Source organism: Pseudomonas sp. SK2, assembly GCF_016772395.1.
Lineage (GTDB): Bacteria > Pseudomonadota > Gammaproteobacteria > Pseudomonadales > Pseudomonadaceae > Aquipseudomonas > Aquipseudomonas taiwanensis.
Window position 1 is genome coordinate 2,506,746 of the sequence record NZ_CP061944.1, and the last position, 23,063, is coordinate 2,529,808.

General features: G+C 61.8%; 14 protein-coding genes. 3 read left to right on the plus strand and 11 right to left on the minus strand.

All coding sequences use genetic code 11. The annotated features are described in order from the left end of the window. Positions 1 to 87: 87 nt before the first annotated feature. The 3 genes from IF103_RS11210 to IF103_RS11220 form a co-directional block, all read right to left on the minus strand. On the minus strand, positions 88 to 369 hold the full coding sequence (locus tag IF103_RS11210) for a YrhB domain-containing protein (RefSeq protein WP_023380400.1): 282 nt from the start codon (positions 367 to 369) through the stop codon (positions 88 to 90). Then, positions 369 to 5,144 carry an RHS repeat-associated core domain-containing protein gene (locus IF103_RS11215; RefSeq protein ID WP_202676117.1) on the minus strand — a complete coding sequence of 1,592 codons (4,776 nt, stop codon included), beginning with the start codon at positions 5,142 to 5,144 and terminating at the stop codon, positions 369 to 371. Before IF103_RS11215 ends, IF103_RS11210 begins: the two co-directional genes overlap by 1 nt. 153 nt (positions 5,145 to 5,297) lie before the next feature. Further along, positions 5,298 to 5,879: a LysE family translocator gene (locus IF103_RS11220; protein WP_027907766.1), complete on the minus strand. Its 582-nt coding sequence runs from the start codon at positions 5,877 to 5,879 to the stop codon at positions 5,298 to 5,300. A 259-nt stretch (positions 5,880 to 6,138) separates the two neighbouring features. On the opposite strand from IF103_RS11220, the gene IF103_RS11225 reads away from it, so the two are divergent. Continuing rightward, positions 6,139 to 7,710 carry a TerC family protein gene (locus tag IF103_RS11225; RefSeq protein WP_202676118.1) on the plus strand — a complete coding sequence of 524 codons (1,572 nt, stop codon included), beginning with the start codon at positions 6,139 to 6,141 and terminating at the stop codon, positions 7,708 to 7,710. Here IF103_RS11225 and rarD read toward each other — a convergent pair. Together rarD and IF103_RS11235 are read right to left on the minus strand one after the other, a co-directional pair. Beyond that, on the minus strand, positions 7,673 to 8,560 hold the full coding sequence (gene rarD / locus IF103_RS11230) for an EamA family transporter RarD (protein ID WP_023380404.1): 888 nt from the start codon (positions 8,558 to 8,560) through the stop codon (positions 7,673 to 7,675). The two genes, IF103_RS11225 and rarD, sit on opposite strands and share 38 nt — an antisense overlap. A 35-nt stretch (positions 8,561 to 8,595) precedes the next feature. Further along, positions 8,596 to 10,182 (minus strand): EAL domain-containing protein, encoded by a 1,587-nt coding sequence (locus tag IF103_RS11235; RefSeq protein WP_027907767.1) that lies wholly within the window; start codon positions 10,180 to 10,182, stop codon positions 8,596 to 8,598. A 301-nt stretch (positions 10,183 to 10,483) separates the two neighbouring features. On the opposite strand from IF103_RS11235, the gene hppD reads away from it, so the two are divergent. Then, positions 10,484 to 11,560, plus strand: a complete 1,077-nt coding sequence (gene hppD, locus IF103_RS11240) for a 4-hydroxyphenylpyruvate dioxygenase (RefSeq protein WP_023380406.1) — start codon at positions 10,484 to 10,486, stop codon at positions 11,558 to 11,560. A 19-nt stretch (positions 11,561 to 11,579) separates the two neighbouring features. Here hppD and IF103_RS11245 read toward each other — a convergent pair whose 3' ends face one another. Both IF103_RS11245 and IF103_RS11250 read right to left on the minus strand, forming a co-directional pair. Then, on the minus strand, positions 11,580 to 12,419 hold the full coding sequence (locus IF103_RS11245) for a CSS-motif domain-containing protein (protein ID WP_238346517.1): 840 nt from the start codon (positions 12,417 to 12,419) through the stop codon (positions 11,580 to 11,582). 95 nt (positions 12,420 to 12,514) lie between these two features. Then, complete coding sequence (locus IF103_RS11250) at positions 12,515 to 13,201, minus strand: type 1 glutamine amidotransferase domain-containing protein (RefSeq protein WP_023380408.1); 687 nt, start codon at positions 13,199 to 13,201, stop codon at positions 12,515 to 12,517. Positions 13,202 to 13,446: 245 nt separating this feature from the next. Here IF103_RS11250 and IF103_RS11255 point away from each other — a divergent pair, with 245 nt between their 5' ends. Then, entirely contained in the window at positions 13,447 to 15,513 is a 2,067-nt protein-coding gene (locus tag IF103_RS11255; RefSeq protein WP_502709915.1) for a PAS domain-containing hybrid sensor histidine kinase/response regulator family protein, read from the plus strand. Between the two features lie 6 nt (positions 15,514 to 15,519). On the opposite strand, the gene IF103_RS11260 is transcribed toward IF103_RS11255, so the two are convergent. The 4 genes from IF103_RS11260 to IF103_RS11275 form a co-directional block, all read right to left on the minus strand. After that, on the minus strand, positions 15,520 to 17,115 hold the full coding sequence (locus IF103_RS11260) for a response regulator (protein ID WP_104883990.1): 1,596 nt from the start codon (positions 17,113 to 17,115) through the stop codon (positions 15,520 to 15,522). A gap of 111 nt (positions 17,116 to 17,226) precedes the next feature. Next, positions 17,227 to 18,282, minus strand: a complete 1,056-nt coding sequence (locus tag IF103_RS11265) for a tetratricopeptide repeat protein (protein ID WP_104883989.1) — start codon at positions 18,280 to 18,282, stop codon at positions 17,227 to 17,229. A gap of 189 nt (positions 18,283 to 18,471) precedes the next feature. Beyond that, entirely contained in the window at positions 18,472 to 19,887 is a 1,416-nt protein-coding gene (locus IF103_RS11270) for an efflux transporter outer membrane subunit (protein ID WP_202676119.1), read from the minus strand. Beyond that, complete coding sequence (locus IF103_RS11275) at positions 19,884 to 23,063, minus strand: efflux RND transporter permease subunit (protein ID WP_023380413.1); 3,180 nt, start codon at positions 23,061 to 23,063, stop codon at positions 19,884 to 19,886. The genes IF103_RS11270 and IF103_RS11275 overlap by 4 nt, the downstream gene beginning before the upstream one ends.

Genomic DNA, 23,063 nt, shown 5'->3' on the forward strand with positions numbered 1-23,063 from the left:
ATCGTTGAGCTGGCCAAATACGCGATCAGCAATTGAGAAGTTTTTTGCGGAGCCAGCAATTTCACCTGCGTCTTTTGCACCATTAAATCACTTCGATTTCAAGGACTTCTCTTTTATATAGTCATTCAAATAGCTATCTATGGGCTTTGCTGTTCCAAGAACATGAAGCTCACCAGACTGCCTATCAATTAAAAACGGGGCATTCCCTGCGAGCTGAGTTGACAGCTCACCTGTTTCCAAAAATTCTTTTGATTGGTAGCAGAAATACCATCCCTCGGAAAATTCTCCCTCATATGTAATTTGCAAAGGAACTTCGGAGTCCTTTAGATATTTCTTCGCCAACTCCAAGGCATACGCATAAGTGACCATCAATTTGTCCTCAATAGCTGCAGTGTTTTGAAATTACTAAGGTTTGCTGGCTTCCCGGTCTGCCCATCAAGGAATCTAACAACACCGTTCTGATTAATCACATTGAACACATGCCCTGGCTGACCCGGCCCATAAGAACCAAACACGATACCCCGAGCACCATTGCCGGAGCTTGCCATTTGTTGCGCAATATTCTCAGGCGCTATTACAGGGCCAAATTTAGAGCTGAATTGCTTTTCCAGTATACTCAATGGAACACCTTTCGTATGGTTGATTGGCAATGCAGATGCAGGATTTCCCGCCAGTGTCGCATCAGTAGCAATAGAGCAATTGACACAGTTATGAGTTCGACCTGCCTCTGGATAACCCGGATTAACATTCTTTATTGAACCGGCAGTTTGATCGACCACATCTGTCGCTTTTGGGCCGCAGCAACTTTCTTTTGCTAATCCTAGTTGATCAATCCAACTTGTAGGGTTTGGAGCATATACATATTGATTTAGCCCCCCGGCATAGCTAATGGGGTCTTTACAAATGAATCGAGCACCCCGAGTATCATAATACCGATGTCGATTGTAATGCAGCCCCGTCTCGTGATCGTGATACTGCCCTTGGAAGCGAATCGGGTTACCCAACCCATGCTGCTTGGCCCACTCCGAACGCTCCTCCCGCACCTCTCCCCACGCCTTGTACTGCCCCGCCCAGGCAACGTTGCCGTGCGGATCGGTCAGCTCCATCGGCGTGCCGAGGTGGTCACAGTGGTACCAGGCAATCGCATCGAACGCCTGTGGCGGCATCGTCGTCTGCCACAACGGATCCTGATCGAAGTCGTACTCTCGCTGACGCCAATCCGGCTGCCTGTGCAGCACGATCGGGCGCTTGCGCAGGGCCTGGGCCACCGGCACGAAGCTGCCCGGTTCATACAGGTAATGCACCGTACGCCCGGTATCGCCATCGTCCCTTGGCGGTGAGCTTTCCCAGGCCAGGGTGTCGCCGTCCCAGCCGAACAGGGTGAAGCCACAGCCGAGATCACGTTGGCGCTTGGCTCGCTGCATCTGGTTCCAGCCGGTACCCGCTTCCGGCCTATCCCAGTAATGTGCGACCGCGTTCTTGTACAGACGTCGACCCAGGGCGTCGTAGGCGAAGTCGACCTTGAGCTTGTCGTCGCTGTAGCTGGCCAACCGGTCGAACAGGTCCCAGGTGAAGTGGGCGTGCGCGCCGTTTTGTAAGCGGTGCACCAAGTTGCCGCGTTCGTCGTACTTGTAGTGGGTGCCGGCGTACTCGCGCAGCAGGTTGTCCATCAGCTTGTTGCGACGTGGGTCGGCTTCCAGTGGGCGGTTCAGCTCCTGGGTCTTCTGGTCCAACAGGTTGCCGGCGGGGTCGAAGGCGAAGGTTTCGATGCCCAGGCGGCTGGTGGCTTTGAGCAGGCGCCCGACGGGGTCGTACTGGTACTCCAGCGGCCCACGACGGGTGTCGTGGATGTTGGTGAGCTGGCCGGCGGCGTCGTAGCGGTACTGGCGCTTGAGCAGCGTGGATTGGCTGTCGTGGCTGCCGAGCCACTGCTCCTGCAAACGCCCGACCGGGTCCCAGGCTTGGGTCTGCATCAGCTGGTTGCCCTGGTGCCGAACCACTTCGCGGTGCAGGTCGTCGCGCTCGTAGGCGAGCATTTCGTGGTGGTCGAGGGTCATGCCCAGCAGGTGGCCGCTGCCGTAGGTGAGCCAGCTGACTTTGTGGCCGTCCGGGCGGAGGGTCGAGATGCGCTGGTTGAGGGCGTCGTAGGTGTGCTGCCAGACCGCAACCATCGGCGCACCCGTCATCAGGTAGTGCTGGTGCTCGCGGGTCAGGTTGCCGGCTGCGTCATGGAACCACTGCAGTTTGCTGACGGCGTTGATGGCCTGGATCAGCTTGCCGTTGCCGTCGTAGGCGAAGGTTTCGGTCTGGCTCTGATCGCCCAGGCGTGCGGTGCGTTCGACCAGCCGGTTCATGCGGTCGAAGCGCAGGTCGAGGCGGCGTTGGCCGATCTGGGTGGAGGCCAGGCGACCGGAATACGGGTCGTACTGGTAGCGCGTCACCAGACCATCGAATCCAGTTTCCTGGAGCAAACGACCTACTGGATCGTAGAAGAACGTCGCCTTGCTTTCGTTCTCGTTCTCCAGGCCGATCAGGCGTCCGAGCTTGTCCCAGCGGTAGCGCAGGGTGTGCTCGTTGGCGTCGACACGTTCGGCCAGCAGGCCGGCCGCGGTGTAGGACCAGGTGGTGCAACGATCAAGGCCATCGGAGTGAGCCAGCAAGCGACCTTCGGCGTCGTAGTCGAAACGCTCTTCGGTCTTGTCAGGGTGGGAGACCTTGGCCAACTGACCGGTCTTGTACTCATAGGCGGTTTTGTTGCCTAGTGCATCGGCGAACTCGATCAACTGGCCGAAGGCGTTGTAGGCCCAAACACTGGTCTTGCCTGAGCAGTCGGTGTACGCCAGCAATTGCCCGGCGTCGTTGTAGGCGAGTGTCTTTTCGTTGCCGTTGGCGTCCTTGATCGCCTTGACCAAGCCCGCCGGGGTATAGGCAAACTCGGTCTTGTTGCCCAGCGGATCGGTGGTCTCGACCAGATTGCCGCGCGCGTCGTAATCGCGCAGCCACAGCCCGCCCTCGGCATCGCGAATCTTGATCAGTTGGTCGTGGTCGTCGTAGGCATAGTGCTCGACGCTGTGATCGGGGCGGATGTGCTGCAGCAGATTGCTGCGCTCATCGTAGGCGTAACGGTCCTGGCTGCCGTCGGCATGGACGTGGCGGATGACGTTCTTGCGTGCGTCGCGGAACAGCCATTCGGAGTTGCCGTCCGGGTGCTTGATCCGGTAGGTGTAGCCTTGGGCATCGTAGTAATGCCAGGTTTCCTGACCCTGGGCGTCGGTGACGTAGGTCAGGCGGATGCGCGTGTCCCATGCCAGGCGGGTTTCGAAGCTGCCATCGTCGGCCCACTCGCGAATGGCCTTGGCATGGGGGCCGCTGCCGTCCCACTCCAGGTTGAAGCCGCGCGCGGTGCGATCGGTGTAACGGGTGATCAGGTGATGGCGGTAGCGGTAGTGCCAGGCGGCGCCGTTTTCATCCTGGGCGCCGATCAGGTCGCCCTGGCCATCGTAGTGATACCCGCACAGCTGACGCAGCGGCTTGCCGTCGACCACCTGCCACAAGCCTTGAATGTGGCCGTGATCGTCGAGCAGGGTGCCCAGTTGCAGGTGGACCTTGTTTGGGTCGTTGTCGAAATAGGTGTTGATGTCCGACAGCACCGGCTGGTCGTGGTGACGATGCTCGTAATGCAGCATCGCCCCCGCGCCACTGCGCAGCTGGATATGGGTCAGGTAGAAGCGGTCACCGTGACGGGCATAGGTTTCCCGGCGGCCCAGGCCGCGCAGCAGCACCAGTTGCTGTTCACCGGTGCGCACCCAGGTGAAGTACTCGACTGCGTCATACTGCGGCTTGCCCTTTTTCGGCAGCGCGAAGGCATGGCTGCGCCCGTCCATGTCGTGGAACAGCAGGCCTTTGTCGACCACGTCGATGCAGGTGGTGAACTCGGTGATCCAGCGGGCGCCGAGGATGCCGTTGTCCAGCTTGTCGAGGCGCGAGTTGTAGGTGCGAGTCCACGTGACCGGGAACGGGCCGGACAGGCTGAAGTCGGTGTGCGACAGCAGCTCGTTACCCAGTGCATAGCCAATGCTGTGCGCCGTGCACGGGCATGGGCCGTTCTTGCGGGGATTGGGCGCCTGGCGCACCGGGGCCTGCCGGGACAGCGACTCGTTGTGCCCCTCGCTGAGCACGTGACGGGCCTGCCGGGTGGTGTCGGCCTTGACCGCCGCCGCCATCCCTCGCTGGGGCGGGTGGGCGCGCACGGTCTGCAGCAGGCGTTGCAGCAACCAGGCGATGCTCTGTTCGCGCTCGGCCTGGCCCAGCGTGTCGAGGAAGCGCGGAACACGGGCGGCCAGGCGCTCAAGGGTATCGATCAGGGGCTGCAACAGTTTCGGCAAGGCTTCGTCGAACTGTCGCGCAACGCCGTTGTAGGCGCTCTTGAGCAGGCCTTCTCCAGCATTGGCGAGGGCCGCGGCGGCCAGGGTCCAGGCGTCGACTTCGAACAGGGAGTCGTACAGCGCCACCTGGGCCAGTTGCTGGCGGGCCCGGGCATGATTGACCTCGGCGTCGAGGTTGCCGCTAGCGGCGTCCTTGAGCAGCCCGGCCAGCCCACCGAACAGTTGGCTGGCGGTCTGGCCGGCGGCTTCGAGCATGGCAGGCAATTGCTCGAGGGCGCCGTCGACGTAGTGCTCCAGCTCACCGCGAAGGTTGGCGTGCAGGTGGCCTTCGAGGATTTCCAGGAACACCGCGCCCAAGTTGGCCCGGGGGTTGCGCCGCAGCTTCTGTCGGGTCAGGTGCAGCACCGGCCGCAGCACCATGCGCGCCCGTGCCAGGCCGAGCGGAACCGGCACCACGCCAATCAGGTTGATGCCCAGGCTGACCCATTGCAGCGGATCGTTGCTGGGATTTCGTACCAGCTCGGCGATATCGAGCAGCGCATCCACCAGGGCGAAGGCGTTGGCCACAACCGGCACCGAGGCTTCGAGGTGATAACGCACCGATTGCAGGTCGAGCAGACCGCAGCTGATGTCCTGCAGCCACTGGTCGACGGCGGCGGCAGCGGCACCGAGGTCTTCGCGCAGCAGGGTTTCCAGCGGGGCGATGGCGATCTGGACCTCGCGCTCGGACAGCGCGGATCCGGGGGAACCTTGGGGCATTTGGCAGGCCTTCCTAGCCGGGGGATTACCCCGGGAAATCCGAGAAGGCCAAAGGGTATGAGTGGGGTTACCTGACTAGATGCCAGGCAAATTCGATCCGCACTGTAGGAAAAGTCGACGCGTGCAGATCGGATCTTGTGCGCCGATCTTCCATTAAATGACCAGATACCCCGCACTGGCCACCAGCAACGCCGCCAACCCTCGATTGAACACCCGCACTCGCCGTGGGTTACCCAGATACCGTCGAATCACACTGCCGGCCCAGGCCCAGCCGGCCACCGACACGAAACAGATCGGCCCGTAGATCCAAGTGAACAACCACAGCAAGTGCTGCTCGCCACCGGTGTAGGCACCGACCCCGGCCACCGCCGCCAGCCAGGCCTTCGGGTTGAGCCATTGCATGACTGCGCCATGCCAGGCAGTGGGGGCACTGTGGTGCAGTGCACTGTTCAGCTGACCGTCATCCAGGGCCAGCTTCCATGCCATGTACAGCAAGAATGCTACGCCCCCCCAATGCAACAGCACACCAACCATGGGCCAGCGCGCAAGGAGTTCGTGCACCCCGAGCCCGACCAGCAGCAACAGTGCACAGAACCCGAGCGTGGCGCCTGCCACGTGGCCCAGACTGGCCCGCAGACCATGGCGGGCACCGCTGCCCAGGGCAACGATGTTTACCGGGCCCGGTGAAATGGAAGCTGCCAGCGCAAAGGCGGCCATGGAAAGCGCGAGAGTCATGGGTGCATTTCCTCGTGTGGAAGATGCCACGATCCTGGCCTGGTAGGTGGGCGATGTATTGAAGAAAAGTCCCTCACAGCGGCGGTTACAGCTTTTGTAATATTTTTGCGCTGTCGAAAGAACCCACGGTGATTGTAGGATCACCTTCCTATTTCTTGATCAAGGTACGTATGAGCACCTTCGCGGAGCCCCCCAGTCTCCGGCCTTCCTGGCCATCCTTCCCCCGTCCTCGTGACGCTTTCCCCGTGAGTACCCGCTAATGGAATGGCTAGCCGACCCCACGGCCTGGCTGGGCCTGCTGACGCTTATCGTCCTCGAGCTGGTGCTGGGTATCGACAACCTGGTGTTCATCGCCATTCTGGCCGACAAGCTGCCACCCCATCAGCGCGATCGCGCGCGGGTGATTGGCCTGAGCCTGGCCTTGATCATGCGCCTGGGCCTGTTGGCCAGTATCTCGTGGATGGTCACTCTCACCGCGCCGCTGTTCGAGGTATTCGGCAAGAGCTTCTCCGGCCGTGACCTGATCATGCTGTTCGGTGGTGTGTTCCTGCTGTTCAAGGCCACCATGGAGCTGCACGAACGGCTGGAAGGGCACGTGGCCCAGAGCAGCGGGGTGGCACGCCATGCCGCGTTCTGGCCTATCGTGGCGCAGATCGTGGTGCTTGATGCGGTGTTCTCGCTGGACGCCGTGATCACCGCCGTGGGTATGGTCGAACACCTGTCGGTGATGATGATCGCGGTGATCTTCTCGATCGGCATCATGATCGTGGCCAGCAAGCCGTTGACCCGCTTCGTCAACGCCCACCCCACGGTGATCATGCTGTGCCTGGGCTTTTTGATGATGATCGGCTTCAGCCTGACCGCCGAAGGCCTGGGCTTCCATATCCCCAAAGGCTACCTGTACGCGGCCATTGGCTTCTCGCTGCTGATCGAGCTGTTCAACCAGTTGGCCCGGGCCCGTCGCAAGCGCAGCCTGCAACAGCACCGACCGCTGCGTGACCGCACCGCCCATGCCGTGCTGCGCCTGTTGGGCGGGCGACGGGTGGAAGCTGACGAGGTGGGCGAAGACATTGCCGACCTGGTCGAAGGTGGCGAGGAGCAAGTGCTGTTCGACCGTCGCGAGCGGGTCATGATCAGTGGTGTGCTGAACCTGGCCGAACGGCCGATTCGCACAGTGATGACGGTGCGTACCCAAGTCGATGCCATCGACCTGGCGCAACCGGCCCAAGCCATTACCCAGGCGCTGGCCCATTCTCCGTATTCGCGTCTGCCGTTGATTCGCGATGGCCGGATCGACGAGCCGCTGGGCTTTGTGCACAAGAAGGAACTGCTCAAGGAGCTGTTGTCAGGCAGCCAGTTCGACCTCGAACGCATGGCACGGGCGCCGCTGAACCTGCTGGAGAGTTTCAGCATCCTCAACGCGTTGGAGCAGATGCGCAGCCAGTCGACCCACATCGCGTTCGTGGTCAACGAGTTCGGTGATTTCACCGGTCTGCTGACTATGACCGACATCCTCGAGTCGATTGCAGGCGAGCTGCCCGATGCCAGCGAAGTCGAGGGCCCAGGCGTAGTCGAAGACAGCGATGGTTTCGTGGTCAACGGCGCCCTGAACCTGAGCCAGGTGCAGGCGCGAACCGGCTTCAGCGCCCGTGCCACCGAGGACTACCAGACCCTCGCGGGCCTGGTCATGAGCTTGCTGGACCGCTTGCCGGTGGTCGGTGACCGTCTGGCCTGGAATGGCTGGGTCATGACGGTGGTGGCGGTGGAGGAGCGCCGGGTGCGCCAGGTGCGCCTTAAACCGGACGACGACGTTGGCGTAGCAGGTGCTTGATTCCTTCGAGCACCAGCACCAACACCGCGGCCCAGATCGGCAGGTAGGTCAGCCACTGGTCTGGGCCGATGGTCTCGCCCAGCAGCAACGCTACACCTACCAGCAAAACGGGTTCCACATAGCTGAGCAGGCCAAACAGGCTGAACGGAAGCAGCCGGCTGGCAAGCACGTAGGCGATCAGGGCGCAGGCACTGATCGCTCCCAATAACGGAATCAGACCGTATAGGGCAGGGTGCTGCAGCAGGTCGTTGGCGCTCAGGGGGCCTTGGGTCACAAAATACACGGCCCACGGCAGCAGCAGGCACATGTCGCACCAAAGCCCGCCCAGGTGGTCGGTGCGACAGCGGCGACGCAGCACGAAGTAGATCGGGTAACCGAGGGTCACCAGCAAGGTTTCCCAGGCGAAGCTGCCATTCTGGTACAACTCGTGCCCCACGCCCAGCGCGGCGCAGGCCACTGCCACTTTCTGCAGGCGGGACAGCCGTTCGCCGTACACCATGCGCCCGGTCACCACCATCGCCAGGGGCAGCAGGAAGTACCCCATCGACACTTCCAGGCTACGCCCGTGCAGAGGAGCCCAGAGAAACAGCCACAACTGCACGCCCATCAACCAGGACGTGCCAACCATGCCCAGCAACAGCAGCGGATTCTGCCGCACTCGGCCAAGCAGCCCGCCGACCAGCTTGATGTCCTTGGTCAGCAGCATGAACAGGGTAAGGCAGGGAAGGGTCAACAGCGTGCGCCAGCCGAAGATTTCTTCGCCGTCGAGCGGTGAGAGCAAAGAGGTATAGAAGTACATCACAGCGAACAGACAGGACGCCATGACCGACGAGAGAATGCCTTTTGACACGAATGCCTCGAAATAGGGGGAGTTAAGCCGCTGGATCAGCCGCGCATGATCTCAGGGGGCGCGCCCTGCGGCAACTGCGTGATGCCTGGGCGGGCCGCCAGTGCCTGGAGAAACTGCGCCGCCGGCATGGGCTTGGCGAACAGGTAGCCCTGCTGGAAATCCACCTGGTGGTGTGCCAGGTAGTCCCGTTGGGCAGTGGTTTCCACACCCTCGGCGACGATGCCCAGGCCCAGCTTGCCCGACAGTTCGATAATGCTGTCGAGGATATGCTGGGACAGGGCATCGCCACCGATCATGGCAACGAAACTCTGATCGATCTTCAGGTAGTCGACCTGGAACTGCCGCAGGTAGTTGAGGCTCGATTGGCCGGTACCGAAGTCGTCCAGGGCGATCATCACCCCCATTTCATGAAGTTTCTCGAACAACTCCAGGGTGACGGGTGTGGGCTCGATCAGTTTGCGCTCGGTCAATTCCAGAGTCAGGATCACTCGGCCGGGCGGGAAGTGCTGGAGGAAAGTTCGACAGTCGTCGAGCAAGCCGAGGTCGCGGCAATGGTCGGCGGTAATGTTGATGCCGATGTGGAATCCGTCTTCGATCAGCGAGCAGTAGGGTGCCAGGGTCTGTGCCGTGTGCACCATCAGGGCGCGGGTCATGGCGACGATCTGGCCGCTGTGTTCGGCATATGGAATGAACAGGTCGGGGCGCACCAGTCCTTCGCGAGGATGGTTCCAGCGCATCAGCACCTCGGCCCCCGCCCAGCGATAGTCACCCTTGCGCACCACCGGCTGGAAGTACGGCAGGAACTCGTCGGCCTCCAGGGCGCGCCTTAGTTCATTGCGCGGCGACGAGGCACGGCGGATCTGCCAATGACATGCAACCCCGGCCACCGCGCCGATGAACAGCAACAGGCTGAGCAGCGCCGGGTAATGACTGCGCAGCACCGCGCCTTGCTTGCCTGCCTCATAACCGCCGTGGATGCTGAAGGGATAACGGGTGGAGCTTCGTTCGACACTGGCGATGGGCGCAACGGGGGGCATGCCCTGGCGTACCACGCCGTCCTTGCCCATCCATTTATCGCCGACACGGATCTGCAATACTTCATCTGGGCCGATCAGGCGCAGCGCCGTAAGCAGGTGTTCACCATCGACCGTGGTGATGGCGCCCCGGTCACCTTCGCTGGCACGGTACACCAGCAATGGATGACCGGGAGTCACCGAATTGCCGTCCATCAGCCACAGTTTACCCTCGGTGTAATCGCGGGCATCGACTGGCTCGTCGAACTCGCCGAACAATGAGGTGCAGTACAGGCTGTTGTGCTGGAACAGGTTGGTCGAGCGCACGAACGCGTTGCGGGTTACCTGGCCGCGCAGGTTGAGCTTGATCTGCTCGCATGGGCTGCCGGCCAGTGGCAGCAAGGCCTGGGCGGCTCCAGAGAGGTTGTCGAGAATGCGCTCGACATGGGTCACCACCTGACTCGTGGTGGCCAGGCTGTTGGCGCGCAGCTCGCGTTGGGTTTGCCAGTCGATGACCACCAGCCCGCACGCCAGTGGCAATACGCCAATGAGCCAGGGGAGCAGTGCTCGCCAACTCCAGCGGGCGGGGCGTTTAACCGTGAGGGGCATGCTGACCTAATCTTGTAAAGGAAGACCTGCACAGGATAGCCGCTCGTCGGCGTGCAGCGCGAACTAAAGCGCGACAAAGGTATTTACGCAATGTAGAATCGGTTTACGAATACAACAATAAGGTCCTTCGCCTACGGAGGATCCAGCCCGCCGAGAATGGGTCCATATGACATACCATGGGTTCAAGCTGATCATTGGTGACTTCCTCGCCCGCAGCGTGCGGGGTATCCCGTGCTCCCCACCATCTACGTTCCGCATCACAGGCAATTGATCATTTTTCGCTGCAGATGAGGACACGAACATGGCTGATATCTTCGACAATCCAATGGGCCTGATGGGCTTCGAGTTCATCGAGCTGGCGTCGCCGACGCCGGGGGTGCTGGAGCCGGTATTCCAGATGCTCGGTTTCACCAAGGTGGCGACCCACCGCTCCAAGGATGTGCACCTGTACCGTCAGGGTGGCATCAACCTGATTTTGAACAACGAACCGAAAAGCATCGCATCGTACTTCGCAGCCGAGCATGGCCCGTCGGTGTGCGGCATGGCATTTCGTGTTCGCAATTCCCATGAAGCCTACGCCCGGGCCCTGGAGCTGGGCGCTCAGCCGGTCGAAATCGAGACCGGACCGATGGAGCTGCGCCTGCCGGCAATCAAAGGCATCGGGGGGGCACCGCTGTACCTGATCGACCGTTTCGAGGAAGGCAGTTCGATCTACGATATTGACTTCAATTTCATCGACGGCGTGGATCGCAACCCCGTCGGTGCTGGCCTGAAGATCATCGACCACCTGACCCACAACGTCTATCGCGGGCGTATGGCTTACTGGGCCGGCTTCTACGAGAAGCTGTTCAACTTCCGCGAGATTCGCTACTTCGACATCAAGGGCGAATACACCGGTCTGACCTCGCGCGCCATGACCGCGCCCGATGGCATGATCCGTATCCCGCTCAATGAAGAGTCGTCCAAAGGTGCAGGGCAGATCGAAGAGTTCCTGATGCAGTTCAACGGCGAGGGTATCCAGCATGTGGCCTTCCTCACGGACGACCTGCTAAAGACCTGGGACGCCCTCAAGGGCTTCGGCATGCGCTTCATGACCGCACCGCCGCAGACCTACTACGAGATGCTCGAAGAGCGGCTGCCAGGCCACGGTGAGCCCGTGGCCGAGCTACAGGCTCGCGGCATTTTGCTCGACGGCGCGTCCGAAGCGGGCGACAAGCGCCTGTTGCTGCAGATTTTCTCGGAGACCCTGCTGGGGCCAGTATTCTTCGAGTTCATCCAGCGCAAAGGTGATGACGGCTTTGGTGAAGGCAACTTCAAGGCCCTGTTCGAATCCATCGAACGCGACCAGGTGCGCCGCGGTGTCCTGAACGTCGATTGACGACACAGGGGTGCTGCCGTCATGACCTGATGGCGGTGGCACCCAACGCCTTGCGACGCACCCTTACCATCCCCCAGTAGACGATCGAGCCTGTCAGTATCCCGACCAGGGCGATTGACGGCATCGTCTGCAACAACGACTGGCGGGCTTCTCGAGCGGTAAACCCTGTTTCATAGCCGCCTTTGACGGTATAGCCGTACTTCTCGGAGTGAGCCGTTTCAAAGAACTCCGATTGGGAAGGCCGATCAGCGTCGCGGCTGTCGCCATGACTCCAGATATAGTCCTCGCCAAATTCAAGGAGCAGCGTCAGGCCATCCTGGAAGCCGCGCAGCTCGTTACGGAGTTCCATGCCATAGGCTGATGCGTAGACACGCAGGTTGTCCTGCCTCAGCTGATACACGACCAACACTGCGTTGGGCGCAGTGGGCGGGTCGAAGACGAGCATTGCAGGGTGGTCTTGGTCGATGAACAGGCTGTCGTACAACAGCGCGTCATCCATCGACGAGCAATAGCCCTTGCCCTCCTGCGCCAGCACCAGCGATTGAAGGCGTTGCCCTCCCTGCAGCAGGCCCACCAGCTTCTCTTGGGCTTGCGAACAGGGTTTGCCAGCCAAAGGCAAAACCAGTTCTGCCGACGCGTGCAACCGATCCAATGCGCCATCGATCGCGTAGACGGCTTCCTGAACGGAAACTCGCGCGTTTTCTTCGAGCTTGCGCTCCAGTTGGTAGAACATCACCACCAGCCCACTGGCAACCGGCATCAGGCTGGTGGTCAAGGCCAGCATCGGTGCCAGCATGATGCGGCCGATCTGTGTGAGTTTCGCCATAGCCTGCATTTCCCCCTCGTAGGTCTGCCGCATGAGCAAACGAAGGGTGAGCCTAAGTAAGCTGTGTTACTCAGGCTGTAATCCGCAGGCGATGCGTAGGTAGGGATCAGGGGAAATCGCTGTAAGGTTCATCGCACCTTGAGCTTTGCCAGTACCTTTTCCGCCAGCGCACCCGTGGAGGCGGGGTTCTGACCTGTAATGAGCCGGCCATCTTCAACCACGAAGGGCTGCCAAGGGTCGTCGTGTTTCAGGTACTGACCGCCCCGCGCTGTCAGTTCGTTCTCGGTCAGGAAGGGCACCACGGCATCGAGCTCGGCCAGTTTCTCTTCAATATTTGAAAATCCGGTGACTTGCCGATCTTTCAGCAACAGGCTGTTGTCACTGAGTTTTATGTTCAGCAAGCCCACGACACCGTGGCAGACGGCGGCAACGATGCCTTGGTTTTCGTAGATTCGACGCGCAAGGTCCTGCAGCGCCGGGTTGTCGGGGAAGTCATACATGACCCCATGTCCCCCCGTGTAATAGATGACCTTGTACTCATCGGCCTTGACCTGCCCGGGCTGCAGCGAAGCGCCTAGCCGGTTCATGAACGTCTTGTCGTTGTACCACTGCCAGTCTAGGTCTGGGGCCAGTTGCAGGCTGTGAGGGTCGATCGGCACATAGCCGCCGCTGGGGCTCACGTAGTCCACGGCATAGCCGGCCTGTTGCACTTTTTCGACGAAGTGCACTGCCTCCCCCAGCCACAGTCCGGTCGCTCGCTTGAGTGTCGGGTACTTGGCTGTATTGGTCAGCACAACCAGAATCTTCTTACTCATGACCAGGCTCCATTGGCAGCGAAGGAATAAAGCAACAGGCGGCAGGTGAAGCCTAATCAGCATAGCTGGGGTTTTCGCTCACGCCATTGTGATGGTGGCGTTATGCTATCTTCCTGAGGGCGCGCCATTTCGCAGCGCGTGTGGTGCACGCGTAATGGTTAACATTACAGATGTCTTGCAGAGGCGCTCGTTCGCGCAGATGATGCAGCCAATCCTTTCTTCTACCCCACAGTGGAATCGACATATTGGGCGCAAACCGTACGCCACACCCACCCGGTCCGCGGGGCGTTCCCCAGGCGACAGACACCGATGCCGCAGGCACCCTCGCCGAGCGAATCGCGCGCTTCGACTGGGGGCGTACTGCTTTGGGCCCCTTGCCGCGTTGGCCAGCTCCGCTGCGCATTGCGGTCGACATGGTGCTCAACACCCCATTCCCTAGCGCCTTGGTCTGGGGGCCGGACCTGACGGTCATCCACAACGAGGCTTACCAGGCGCTGCATCCCGTGCAACAGGATACCTTGGGCCAAGGGTTCGACAGGCTATGGCATGAGGCCTGGGACGAAGTGGGGCCGTGGGTATTCAAAGCGCTGCAAGGCCACGCGAGCTGCATCGGGGACAAGCCCATTGTGGTCGGTCGTGGCGCCCAGGGAGAGCAGGGCTCCTTCGCCTTTTGCTACTCCCCTGTGCGTGATGACCATGGGGAGGTGGCAGGTTTTCTGCACACGGTGATGGAAACCACGGCCGGCGCCGAGTTGCAGCGAGCGTGGCGGGACCAGGTGCAGGTGTTGCAGGCGCAAATCCAGAAATACATGGTCGACCGCGAGCACCTCTGGGCGCTGTCGCGCGATGCGATGGTGACTGTCACCTCGGAACTTGTGTTGAAGGATGCCAATCCCACCTGGTACCGCATTCTGGGGTGGAGTGAAGACCAGGTACGCGACCGTTCGGTACTTGAGTTGATCCATCCGGCGGACCGCGCCGAGGTGCAGGTGGCGGTGGTCGACTTCATCCTTGGCAATGCCGACGATACGTTCGAAACCCGTTTGCGTCATCAGGACGGGCACTACCGATGGTTCCGCTGGACCGCCAAGTTCGACGGCTCGCTGTTGACCGCGGTCGGCCGCGACATCACCGATGATCGTGACGAGGCCATGCGCCAATCCCAGGCGTTGCTACGCAACAGTCAGCGACTCGAAGCCGTTGGCCAGCTGGCAGGCGGTATGGCACATGAGATGAACAATTTGCTGTCCGGCATCGGCGGTAGCCTTGAGTTGTTGCAGCGACGCTTGGACCAAGGGCGTCTGGAGCGTTTGGGGGACTACGTCGACATGGCGCGCGATTCAGTGCAGCGCGCCATGAACCTGACCCATCGGTTGCTGGCTTTTTCCCGCAATCAACCGCTCAAGCCCCGTCCGTTGAACCTCAACCGGCAGTTGTCGGCACTTCAGCCCGTGTTACTTCAGACCCTGGGTGCCGAGATGCGCCTGCAATGGCAACTGGATATCGAACCCTGGACCGTTTGCCTTGACAGTACGCAGTTCGAGACGGCCTTGATCAACCTGTGCAGCAATGCTCGCGAAGCCTGCCTGGAGCGTGGCTGCGTGACCATTCGCTGCGCCAACGAGCGCCTTGCCACCGCGTTTCCCGATGAGACGGGTTTGCCGCCAGGGGATTATGTAGCGGTGCACGTGGAGGACGATGGCCATGGTATGTCCGAGGTGGAGATGGCCCGTGCCTTCGAACCGTTTTTCAGCAGCAAGTCCATAGGTAGCGGTGCTGGGCTGGGGCTGCCGATGGTCTACGGTTTCGTTCGCCAGTCCGGCGGATACGTATGGATCACTTCAGCACCGGACAAGGGTGCCAGGGTCTCGATGCTGTTCCCGCGCTGCCACCAACCACTGCCCGTTGAGCCCCCCCCACCGACGCCGGTGGTGGAACGGGCCCGCGGACAACGCCTGCTGCTGGTGGACGATGAGCTGAACTTGCGCGCGCTGATGCGCGAGTATCTGCACGAGTGTGGCTTCGACGTTCACCAGGCCAGCGATGCTGACGAGGCCCTGCAGCGTTTCCGCCAAGATGGCCCCTTCGACCTGGTCATCACCGATATCGGCTTGCCGGGTGGATTCAGCGGTCGGCAGCTGGCACGGGCGATGCGCCAACTGGTGCCCGAACAGCGGGTCCTTTTCATCACGGGTTTTGTCGAGCCTGCATTGCAAACCCAGTTGTTCGAAGAACCGGGCACCGCGCTGCTGCTCAAGCCTTTTGAGCTCCAGAGTCTCGCCAGCCAGGCCTTACGGTTGCTGGCCGAGTGAGTCATCTCAAGGTTTGCCCAGCATCCTGGCAACCTGTCGCTGCAGCTCCTTGAGCTCGAACGGCTTGCTGATCAACTGCATGCCAGGCGCCAGGAAGCCTTCGCGGGCCATGGCCGTCTCGGCATAGCCAGTGATGAACAGCACCGCCAGCCCCGGCCGGAGGGTGCGAGCAATCTCGGCCAATTGTCGGCCATTCATGCCAGGCAGACCGACGTCGCTGATCAGCAAATCCACGTTTTGCGCAGAGCGCAACAACTTCAACGCGTCGTTGGCATTGCTGGCGCTCTGGCAGTTGGCCCCGTCCTCCTGTAGTGCCTGGCACAACAAGCAGCGCACATGTGGGTCGTCCTCGACCACCAGCACGTCACGGCTCTCCATGGGCGAGGTCGGTGGGTCCACGGCCTGCACTGTCTGCGCCGGCCCAGCATGGCGTGGCAGGTAAAGGTCCACCCGCGTACCCTGGCCGATCTGGCTGTACAGGGCGACATGGCCACGGGACTGTTTGCTGAAACCGTACACCATCGAAAGGCCAAGGCCGATACCCTGGCCCACGGGCTTGGTGCTGAAGAACGGTTCGAAAGCGTGTTCGAGGGTACTTTGCGACATACCTTGGCCATCATCGATGATGCTCAGCCGCAGATAGTCGCCGGTACTCAGGCTGTCACCCCTTCCGGGATCGGCTTCTACCCGCTGGTTGCTTGCCTCTATCCTCAACGCGCCGCCGCTGGGCATGGCCTCACAGGCGTTGAGCAGCAAATTGTCGAGGGCCTGCTGCAGTTGCACACCGTCCGCCTCGACGGCCCATAGTGTATCCGGCAGCTGCAGCTCAAGCGTGACCGAGTCGCTGTAGTTGTCCTGCAACCGCTGAGCCTCCAGTAAGGCGCGCAGTTCGATGCGCTGGCTGTGCAGCGACTGTCTGGAAGAAAATGCCAGTAGACGGTGGGTCAGCAGGGATGCCCGGCTGACGGCCTCCCGGCCCATCCGCAGCACGCTTTCGAGGCCCTCGCTGCGGCCTTGCTTCAAGCGGCGGTCGATCAGTTCGAAACTGCCTCCGATGCTGGTCAGCAGGTTGTTGAAGTCATGCGCCACGCCACCAGCCAACTGGCCGATGGCTTCCATCTTGCGTGCTTGATGCACAGCCAACGCCGGCGTCTGGCTGCGCGAATCGAGTTGTTGTTGCAGCGCTTGGAGCTGGTCGCGTGCCAAGTACTGGCGGCGACGATTACGCAGCGCATTCCTGGCCAACAGCAGAAGTTGTTCATCGGCGAAGGGTGAGCCCAAAAGGGACAAGTTTCCCAAGGGGTGCCCAAGGGGGGCGGTGAGGGGGGAGCGGGGGGCGGTGAGCAGCACGATGGGCAGGTCCGACCAGCAGGGCTGATCCTTGATGAACTCCCGCAACAACGTATCTTTGCAACTTTTGAGTGTCTTTTCGGCGATGATCGCCAAGCCTGCGCCCTCGACCAGGCAGCCATGCAGATGGTCGATATCGCGCGCGCACAGGCAGTCTATACCGGCTGTCGCCAGTAGCTTCGAGGTGCTCGCGCCGAGCTGGGCGGGGGCCAGGATCAGGGCGCGCTCATCCAGCGACAATGAACTGGCCAAAACGACTCTCCCGTGTCGATGGGCAGCGCCTGGGGGCGCTTTCGCCTTGAGGTCCGATAACCTCTGGACCACGGCGCATCGTCAAGGGTTCAACGACAATCTCCGAGCTTGCTACAAACCTTGTTGAAGCACCGGATCATCAGGGTTCTGTCGTTCCAGTTCAGCCAACAGCACCTGCACGTTCTGCAGTTGGCCGGTCTCTTTCCAGTACTTGATCAATAACAGCCTGGCGCGCCGGTTTGCCGGTTGACGGTTGAGCAGGGTTTCCAGTTGCTTCTGCGCGGCATCGCCCTGTTCCAGGTCGTGCAGGGTCACCGCCAGGGCATAACGATAATCAGCGTTGTCGGGTTCCAGTTCCACCGCGCGGGCCAGGGCCAGCAATGCGTATTCGCGTTGTTCATGACGGTTCAGCCATCGCCCGAGCTCGTACTGCAGAAACGCCGAGTCTGGGCGCAAGGCCAGCGCCTTGGCCAGCACCTGACGTGATTCATCATGCTGTCCCTGGCGCTCGAGCAAGCGCACCTGAGTGGCCAGGGCATCGAGGCCGTCCGGCGCCACGGCCAAGCTACGTTGCAGGGCCATGGCAGCCTGGTCATAGTCGTTTTCATGCAGATACAGGCGAGCCAGGTGCACCTGCGCGGCGGCATCCTCGGGCTGCTTTTCCAGCGCCTGCTGGTACTGCTCCAGCGCCGCTTGCAGGGGGCCGAAATACAGGCCGATGGCGTCCGGGTCCAGACCCAGCAGGGCGTCCACCGCCGCGAAGCGCACACTCTGGTCGTCGTCGTCCAGCAGCGGCCCCAGCACCAGGCTGCGCTGCGCGGCAGGCAGCAACCGACGAATGCCGGCGATGGCAGCCCGGCGTACCAGCGGCTCGTCATGCTCCAAATCTTGCTGCGCAAGCTTCAGTGCTTGTGGCGACGGGTAGTTGGGCAACTCGGCGTAGAGTGCGGCGCGGCGAATCGGCGCGAGGTCGTTGCGTTGCAATTGCTGGTACAGCACCCGCGCGGCGCCTGGCAGGCCTTCATGGGCCTGGCGCAATGCCTTGGCATAACTGTGCGCAGGCAAGGTCGGCGGCGTGGGTTGGTCATCGCGGCGCAGGAAGACCAACGCAGTCGTCGCCAGGACCAGCGCCAGCAAGGCGATCAGGTAGTGGTGGCGTTTGAGCATCGGGCGATCCATGGCGGTGGGAAGGCAGAGCTTGGGGCAGAATGCCCCTGTCTGCAAGGTGCATTGGCTCAACCCTTGTCTGGGGTCGGCTCGGTGCCGCGTAGGCGAAGGATGAACAAAAAAGCCCCGCAGGCGCGAGGCCAGCGGGGCAAACGGTTGGCGGAGGATCCAACCAAAGGAGTCGTTGAATCAGTGGGCGCTGGCCACTGTCTCGGGTTGCCAGCCGCCACCGAGGGCTTTGTAGATCGAGACGATGCCGCGATACAGCTCGACTTCACCCTGGGCTTGGGCGTCTTCGGCGCTCAGGCGTTCGCGTTCGGCGTCCAGTAGCACCAGGTAGTCCACCGTGCCCTCGCGGTAGCGCACCGAAGCGAGTTCGGCGGCCTTGCGGCTGGCGTCGCTTTGGCGCATGAGCGACAGCAAGCGTTGTTGCCGCTTGCCGTAGTCGCTGAAGGCGTTGGCCGATTCTTCCAGGGCCAGCAATACCTGCTGCTCGTAGTTGGCCAGGGCGCCTTCGGCATCGGCTTTGGCTCCACGCAAGCGTGCCCGCACGCTGCCCAGATCGAAGGCGGCCCAGGTGATGCTGGGGCCAAGCGCCCAGGCATTGGCCGCGGACGAGCCGATCTGCGAACCGCGCGCGGCGGTGAAACCCAGGAAGCCGCTGAGGCTTACCCGTGGGAACAGGTCGGCGGTAGCCACCCCAACGTTTGCCGTGGCAGCGGCCAGTTGGCGTTCGGCGCTGCGGATGTCCGGGCGGCGGCGCAGCAGCTCGCCCGGGTCACCCACCGGCAGGGCCTTGGCGATGGCCGGCAGCGCCTTGGGCGAGAGGTCGACACTCAGTGCATCCGGACGCTGGCCAAGCAGGGTGGCGATGCGGTTGCGCGCTCGGACCTGTTCGGCCTGCAGTTGCGGTACGGTCGCCTCGACCCCGGCCAGCCGCGCGTCGGCGCGCACTACGTCCAGTTCGTTGCCGACCCCGGCGTCACGCAGGGTTTCGGTGATGGCACGCGACTCCTCCTGGGTCTTGAGGTTGGCCAGGGCAATTTTCTCGCGCAACTGAGCACCGCGCAGTTGACCGTAGGCGTCGACCAGTTCAGCGATCAGGCTGACCTGCAGCTGTTGCAGGTCGGCCTGGGCGACTGCCTCCTGGGCTTCGCTGGCCTCGATCTGGCGTTGGATGCGGCCGAAAAGGTCGAGCTCCCAAGCCATGTCCAGGCCCAAATCATAGCGCTCGCTGTTGACTCGCTGTTCGGTCTGGCCGGGAATCTGGCCCTTGCCGATTTCGCTGCTGACGCGACTGGTCACCACCGGCAGTTGATCGTTCGAGGCATCCTCACGGATCGCCCGCGCCGACTTGAGGCGGGCGAAGGCCACGCGCAAGTCGCGGTTGCCTTCCAGCGAGGCCTGCACCAGCTGGTTGAGCACCGGGTCGTCGAACTGCTTCCACCACACGCTTTCGAAGTGGCTGCGATCGAACGCCTGGGCTTGGGCCTGGGTGTCCAGATGCGCAGGTTCGGTGTCCGGTGTCTTGTAGTCCGGGCCCACCGCGCAGGCCGCCAGGGCCAGTGCCAGCAGGCTAGGCGTCAGGGGTTTGAGCAGGTTCATGCGTGGCTCTCCAGCGATGGCACGTGCGAAGCCTTGCGGGCCTGGCGACGCTCGACGAAACGGCGGATCAGGAAGAAGAACACTGGCGTCAGGAACAGCCCGAACACGGTCACCCCGATCATTCCCGAGAACACCGCGACACCCATGGCATGGCGCATTTCCGATCCGGCGCCGGAGGAGAACACCAGGGGTACCACACCCATGATGAAGGCGATCGAGGTCATCAGGATCGGGCGCAGGCGCAGGCGGCAGGCTTCCAGTACAGCCGCCAATGGGTCCAGGCCCTTGGCCTGTTCATCCTTGGCGAACTCGACGATCAGAATCGCGTTCTTGCATGCCAGTCCGACCAGTACGATCAAGCCGATCTGGGTGAAGATGTTGTTGTCGCCACCCGATACGATCACCCCGGTAATGGCCGACAGCAGGGTCATCGGCACGATCAGGATCACCGCCAGCGGCAGGCTCCAGCTTTCATACTGGGCGGCCAGCACCAGGAACGCCAGCAGCACGCACAGCGGGAACACCAGCAGTGCGGTATTGCCCGAGAGGATCTGCTGGTAGGTCAGGTCGGTCCATTCGAAGGTCATGCCATTGGGCAGTTCCTCTTTGAGCAGCTTCTCGATGGCGGCCTCGGCTTGGCCGGAGCTGTAGCCAGGTGCGGCCGCGCCGTTGATTTCCGCGGTGATGAAACCGTTGTAGTGCATCACCCGATCAGGTCCGGAGGTGTCGCTGACCTTGAGGAAGGTCGCCAGCGGGATCATCTCGCCGAGGTTGTTGCGTACCTTCAACTGGCCGATCTGCTCGGCATCGAGGCGGAACTGCTGTTCGGCCTGGACGTTGACCTGGTAGGTGCGACCGAAGCGGTTGAAGTCGTTGGTGTACAGCGAGCCGAGGTAGACCTGCAGGGTGTCGAAGATGTCGGTGATCGCCACGCCATGGGTCTTGGCCTTCTCACGGTCGATGGCGGCATCGACTTGTGGCACATTGACCTGGTAACTGGTGAACAGGCCAGCCAGCTCCGGCACGTTGTGGCTCTTGGCGATGATGTTCTGGGTTTCCTTGTACAGCGCTTCGTAGCCCAGGTTGCCCCGGTCTTCGATCTGCAGGCGGAAGCCGCCGATGGTGCCCAGGCCTTGTACCGGTGGCGGTGGGAAGATCGCGATGTAGGCGTCTTGGATGTCAGCGAACTGGGCATTCAACGCAGCGGCGATGGCTGCAGCCGACTGGCTCGGGTCCTTGCGCTCATCGAACGGCTTGAGCGGGGTGAACACGATGCCGCTATTGGGGCTGTTGGTGAAGCCGTTGATCGACAGCCCCGGGAAGGCTACCGAGTCGGCGACGCCGGGTTGCTTGAGGGCGATTTCGCTCATGCGCTTGATGACCGCCTCTGTACGGTCGAGGCTCGCCGCGTCTGGCAACTGGGCAAAGGCCACCAGGTACTGCTTGTCCTGGGCCGGTACGAAACCGGTCGGGGTGGACGAAAAGCCCAGGTAGGTGAGGCCCATCAGGCCAGCGTAGACGAACAGGGCGATGCCGCTGGAGCGGATGACCCGGCGCACGCCGCCGACGTAGCGATTGGAGGCACGGTCGAAGAAACGGTTGAACGGCGCGAACAGCCAGCTACCCAGCAGCTTGTCGAGGAACCGCGAGAAGCGGTCCTTGGGCGCGTGATGCTCCTTCAACAGCACGGCAGCCAGCGCCGGCGACAGGGTCAGCGAGTTGAATGCCGAAATCACGGTCGAAATGGCGATGGTCAGGGCGAACTGCTTATAGAACTGCCCGGTCAGGCCAGAAATGAACGCAGCAGGCACGAACACCGCGCACAGCACCAGGGCAGTGGCAATGATCGGACCGGTCACTTCGCCCATGGCCTTTTGCGTGGCCTCAAGCGGTTTCAGGCCAAGCCCGATGTTACGTTCGACGTTCTCCACCACGACGATGGCGTCGTCCACCACGATACCGATGGCCAATACCAACCCGAACAACGACAGGGCATTGAGCGAGAAACCGAACAGGTGCATCACCGCGAAGGTGCCGATCAGCGACACCGGGACGGCCAGCAGCGGGATGATCGAGGCGCGCCAGGTCTGCAGGAACAGGATCACCACCAGCACTACCAGCACCAGTGCTTCGAACAAGGTGTGCACTACCGCTTCGATGGAGCCACGAACGAAGATGGTCGGGTCATAGACGATGCTGTAGTCCATCCCTTCCGGGAAGTCCTTCTTCAGCTCGGCCATTTTCGCCCGCACTTCGTCGGAGATTTCGATGGCGTTCGAGCCAGGCCGCTGGAAGATCGGGATGGCCACCGCCGGCTGGTTGTTCAGCAGCGAGCGCAGTGCGTACTGGCTGGAGCCCAGCTCGACGCGGGCGATGTCCTTCAGGCGAGTGATTTCGCCATCGGCACCGGCACGGATGATGATGTTCTCGAACTCTTCCTCGTTGACCAGGCGACCTTGGGTGTTGATCGACAGCTGGAAGCTGGTGCTGCCAGGGGCGGGCGGGGCGCCCAGCTGGCCGGCGGCCACCTGGCGGTTCTGCTCGCGAATGGCGGCCACCACATCGCTGGCGGTCAGGTTACGCGAAGCGGTCTTGTTCGGGTCGAGCCATACCCGCAGCGAGTAGTCGCCCATGCCGAACAGTTGCACGTCGCCGACGCCGCCCAGGCGCGCCAGTTCGTCCTTGATGTTGAGGATGGCGTAGTTGGACAGGTAGAGCATGTCGTAGCGGTTATCCGGCGAGGTCAAGTGCACGACCATGGTCAGGTCGGGCGATGCCTTGTCGACGGTGATACCAATGCGGGTCACTTCCTCAGGCAGCTTGGGCTGGGTACGCGTGACGCGGTTCTGTACCTGCACCTGCGCGTTGTCCAGGTCGGTGCCCAGGGCAAAGGTGATGGTCAGGGTCAGCTTGCCATCGGCGGTGGACTGCGAGGACATGTACAGCATGTTCTCGACACCAGTGATGGCCTGCTCCAACGGCGCTGCGACGGTTTCGCCAATCACCTTGGGGTTGGCGCCGGGGAAGTTGGCGCGCACCACCACGGTGGGCGGTACCACTTCCGGGTATTCGCTGATCGGCAGCTTGAACAGCGAGATCGAGCCCGCGATCAACAGCACCAGCGACAGCACGGCAGCGAAGATCGGCCGGGTAATGAAGAATTTCGAAAAGTTCAT

What these genes read in the sequence shown, in the direction of transcription:
- IF103_RS11220 (WP_027907766.1), bottom strand. Translation starts at nt 5,879, where the DNA reads ATGACTCTCGCGCTTTCCATGGCCGCCTTTGCGCTGGCAGCTTCCATT.
- IF103_RS11275 (WP_023380413.1), bottom strand. Translation starts at nt 23,063, where the DNA reads ATGAACTTTTCGAAATTCTTCATTACCCGGCCGATCTTCGCTGCCGTG.
- IF103_RS11215 (WP_202676117.1), bottom strand. Translation starts at nt 5,144, where the DNA reads ATGCCCCAAGGTTCCCCCGGATCCGCGCTGTCCGAGCGCGAGGTCCAG.
- IF103_RS11235 (WP_027907767.1), bottom strand. Translation starts at nt 10,182, where the DNA reads ATGCCCCTCACGGTTAAACGCCCCGCCCGCTGGAGTTGGCGAGCACTG.
- IF103_RS11250 (WP_023380408.1), bottom strand. Translation starts at nt 13,201, where the DNA reads ATGAGTAAGAAGATTCTGGTTGTGCTGACCAATACAGCCAAGTACCCG.
- IF103_RS11245 (WP_238346517.1), bottom strand. Translation starts at nt 12,419, where the DNA reads ATGCGGCAGACCTACGAGGGGGAAATGCAGGCTATGGCGAAACTCACA.
- hppD (WP_023380406.1), top strand. Translation starts at nt 10,484, where the DNA reads ATGGCTGATATCTTCGACAATCCAATGGGCCTGATGGGCTTCGAGTTC.
- IF103_RS11210 (WP_023380400.1), bottom strand. Translation starts at nt 369, where the DNA reads ATGGTCACTTATGCGTATGCCTTGGAGTTGGCGAAGAAATATCTAAAG.
- IF103_RS11270 (WP_202676119.1), bottom strand. Translation starts at nt 19,887, where the DNA reads ATGAACCTGCTCAAACCCCTGACGCCTAGCCTGCTGGCACTGGCCCTG.
- IF103_RS11265 (WP_104883989.1), bottom strand. Translation starts at nt 18,282, where the DNA reads ATGCTCAAACGCCACCACTACCTGATCGCCTTGCTGGCGCTGGTCCTG.
- IF103_RS11225 (WP_202676118.1), top strand. Translation starts at nt 6,139, where the DNA reads ATGGAATGGCTAGCCGACCCCACGGCCTGGCTGGGCCTGCTGACGCTT.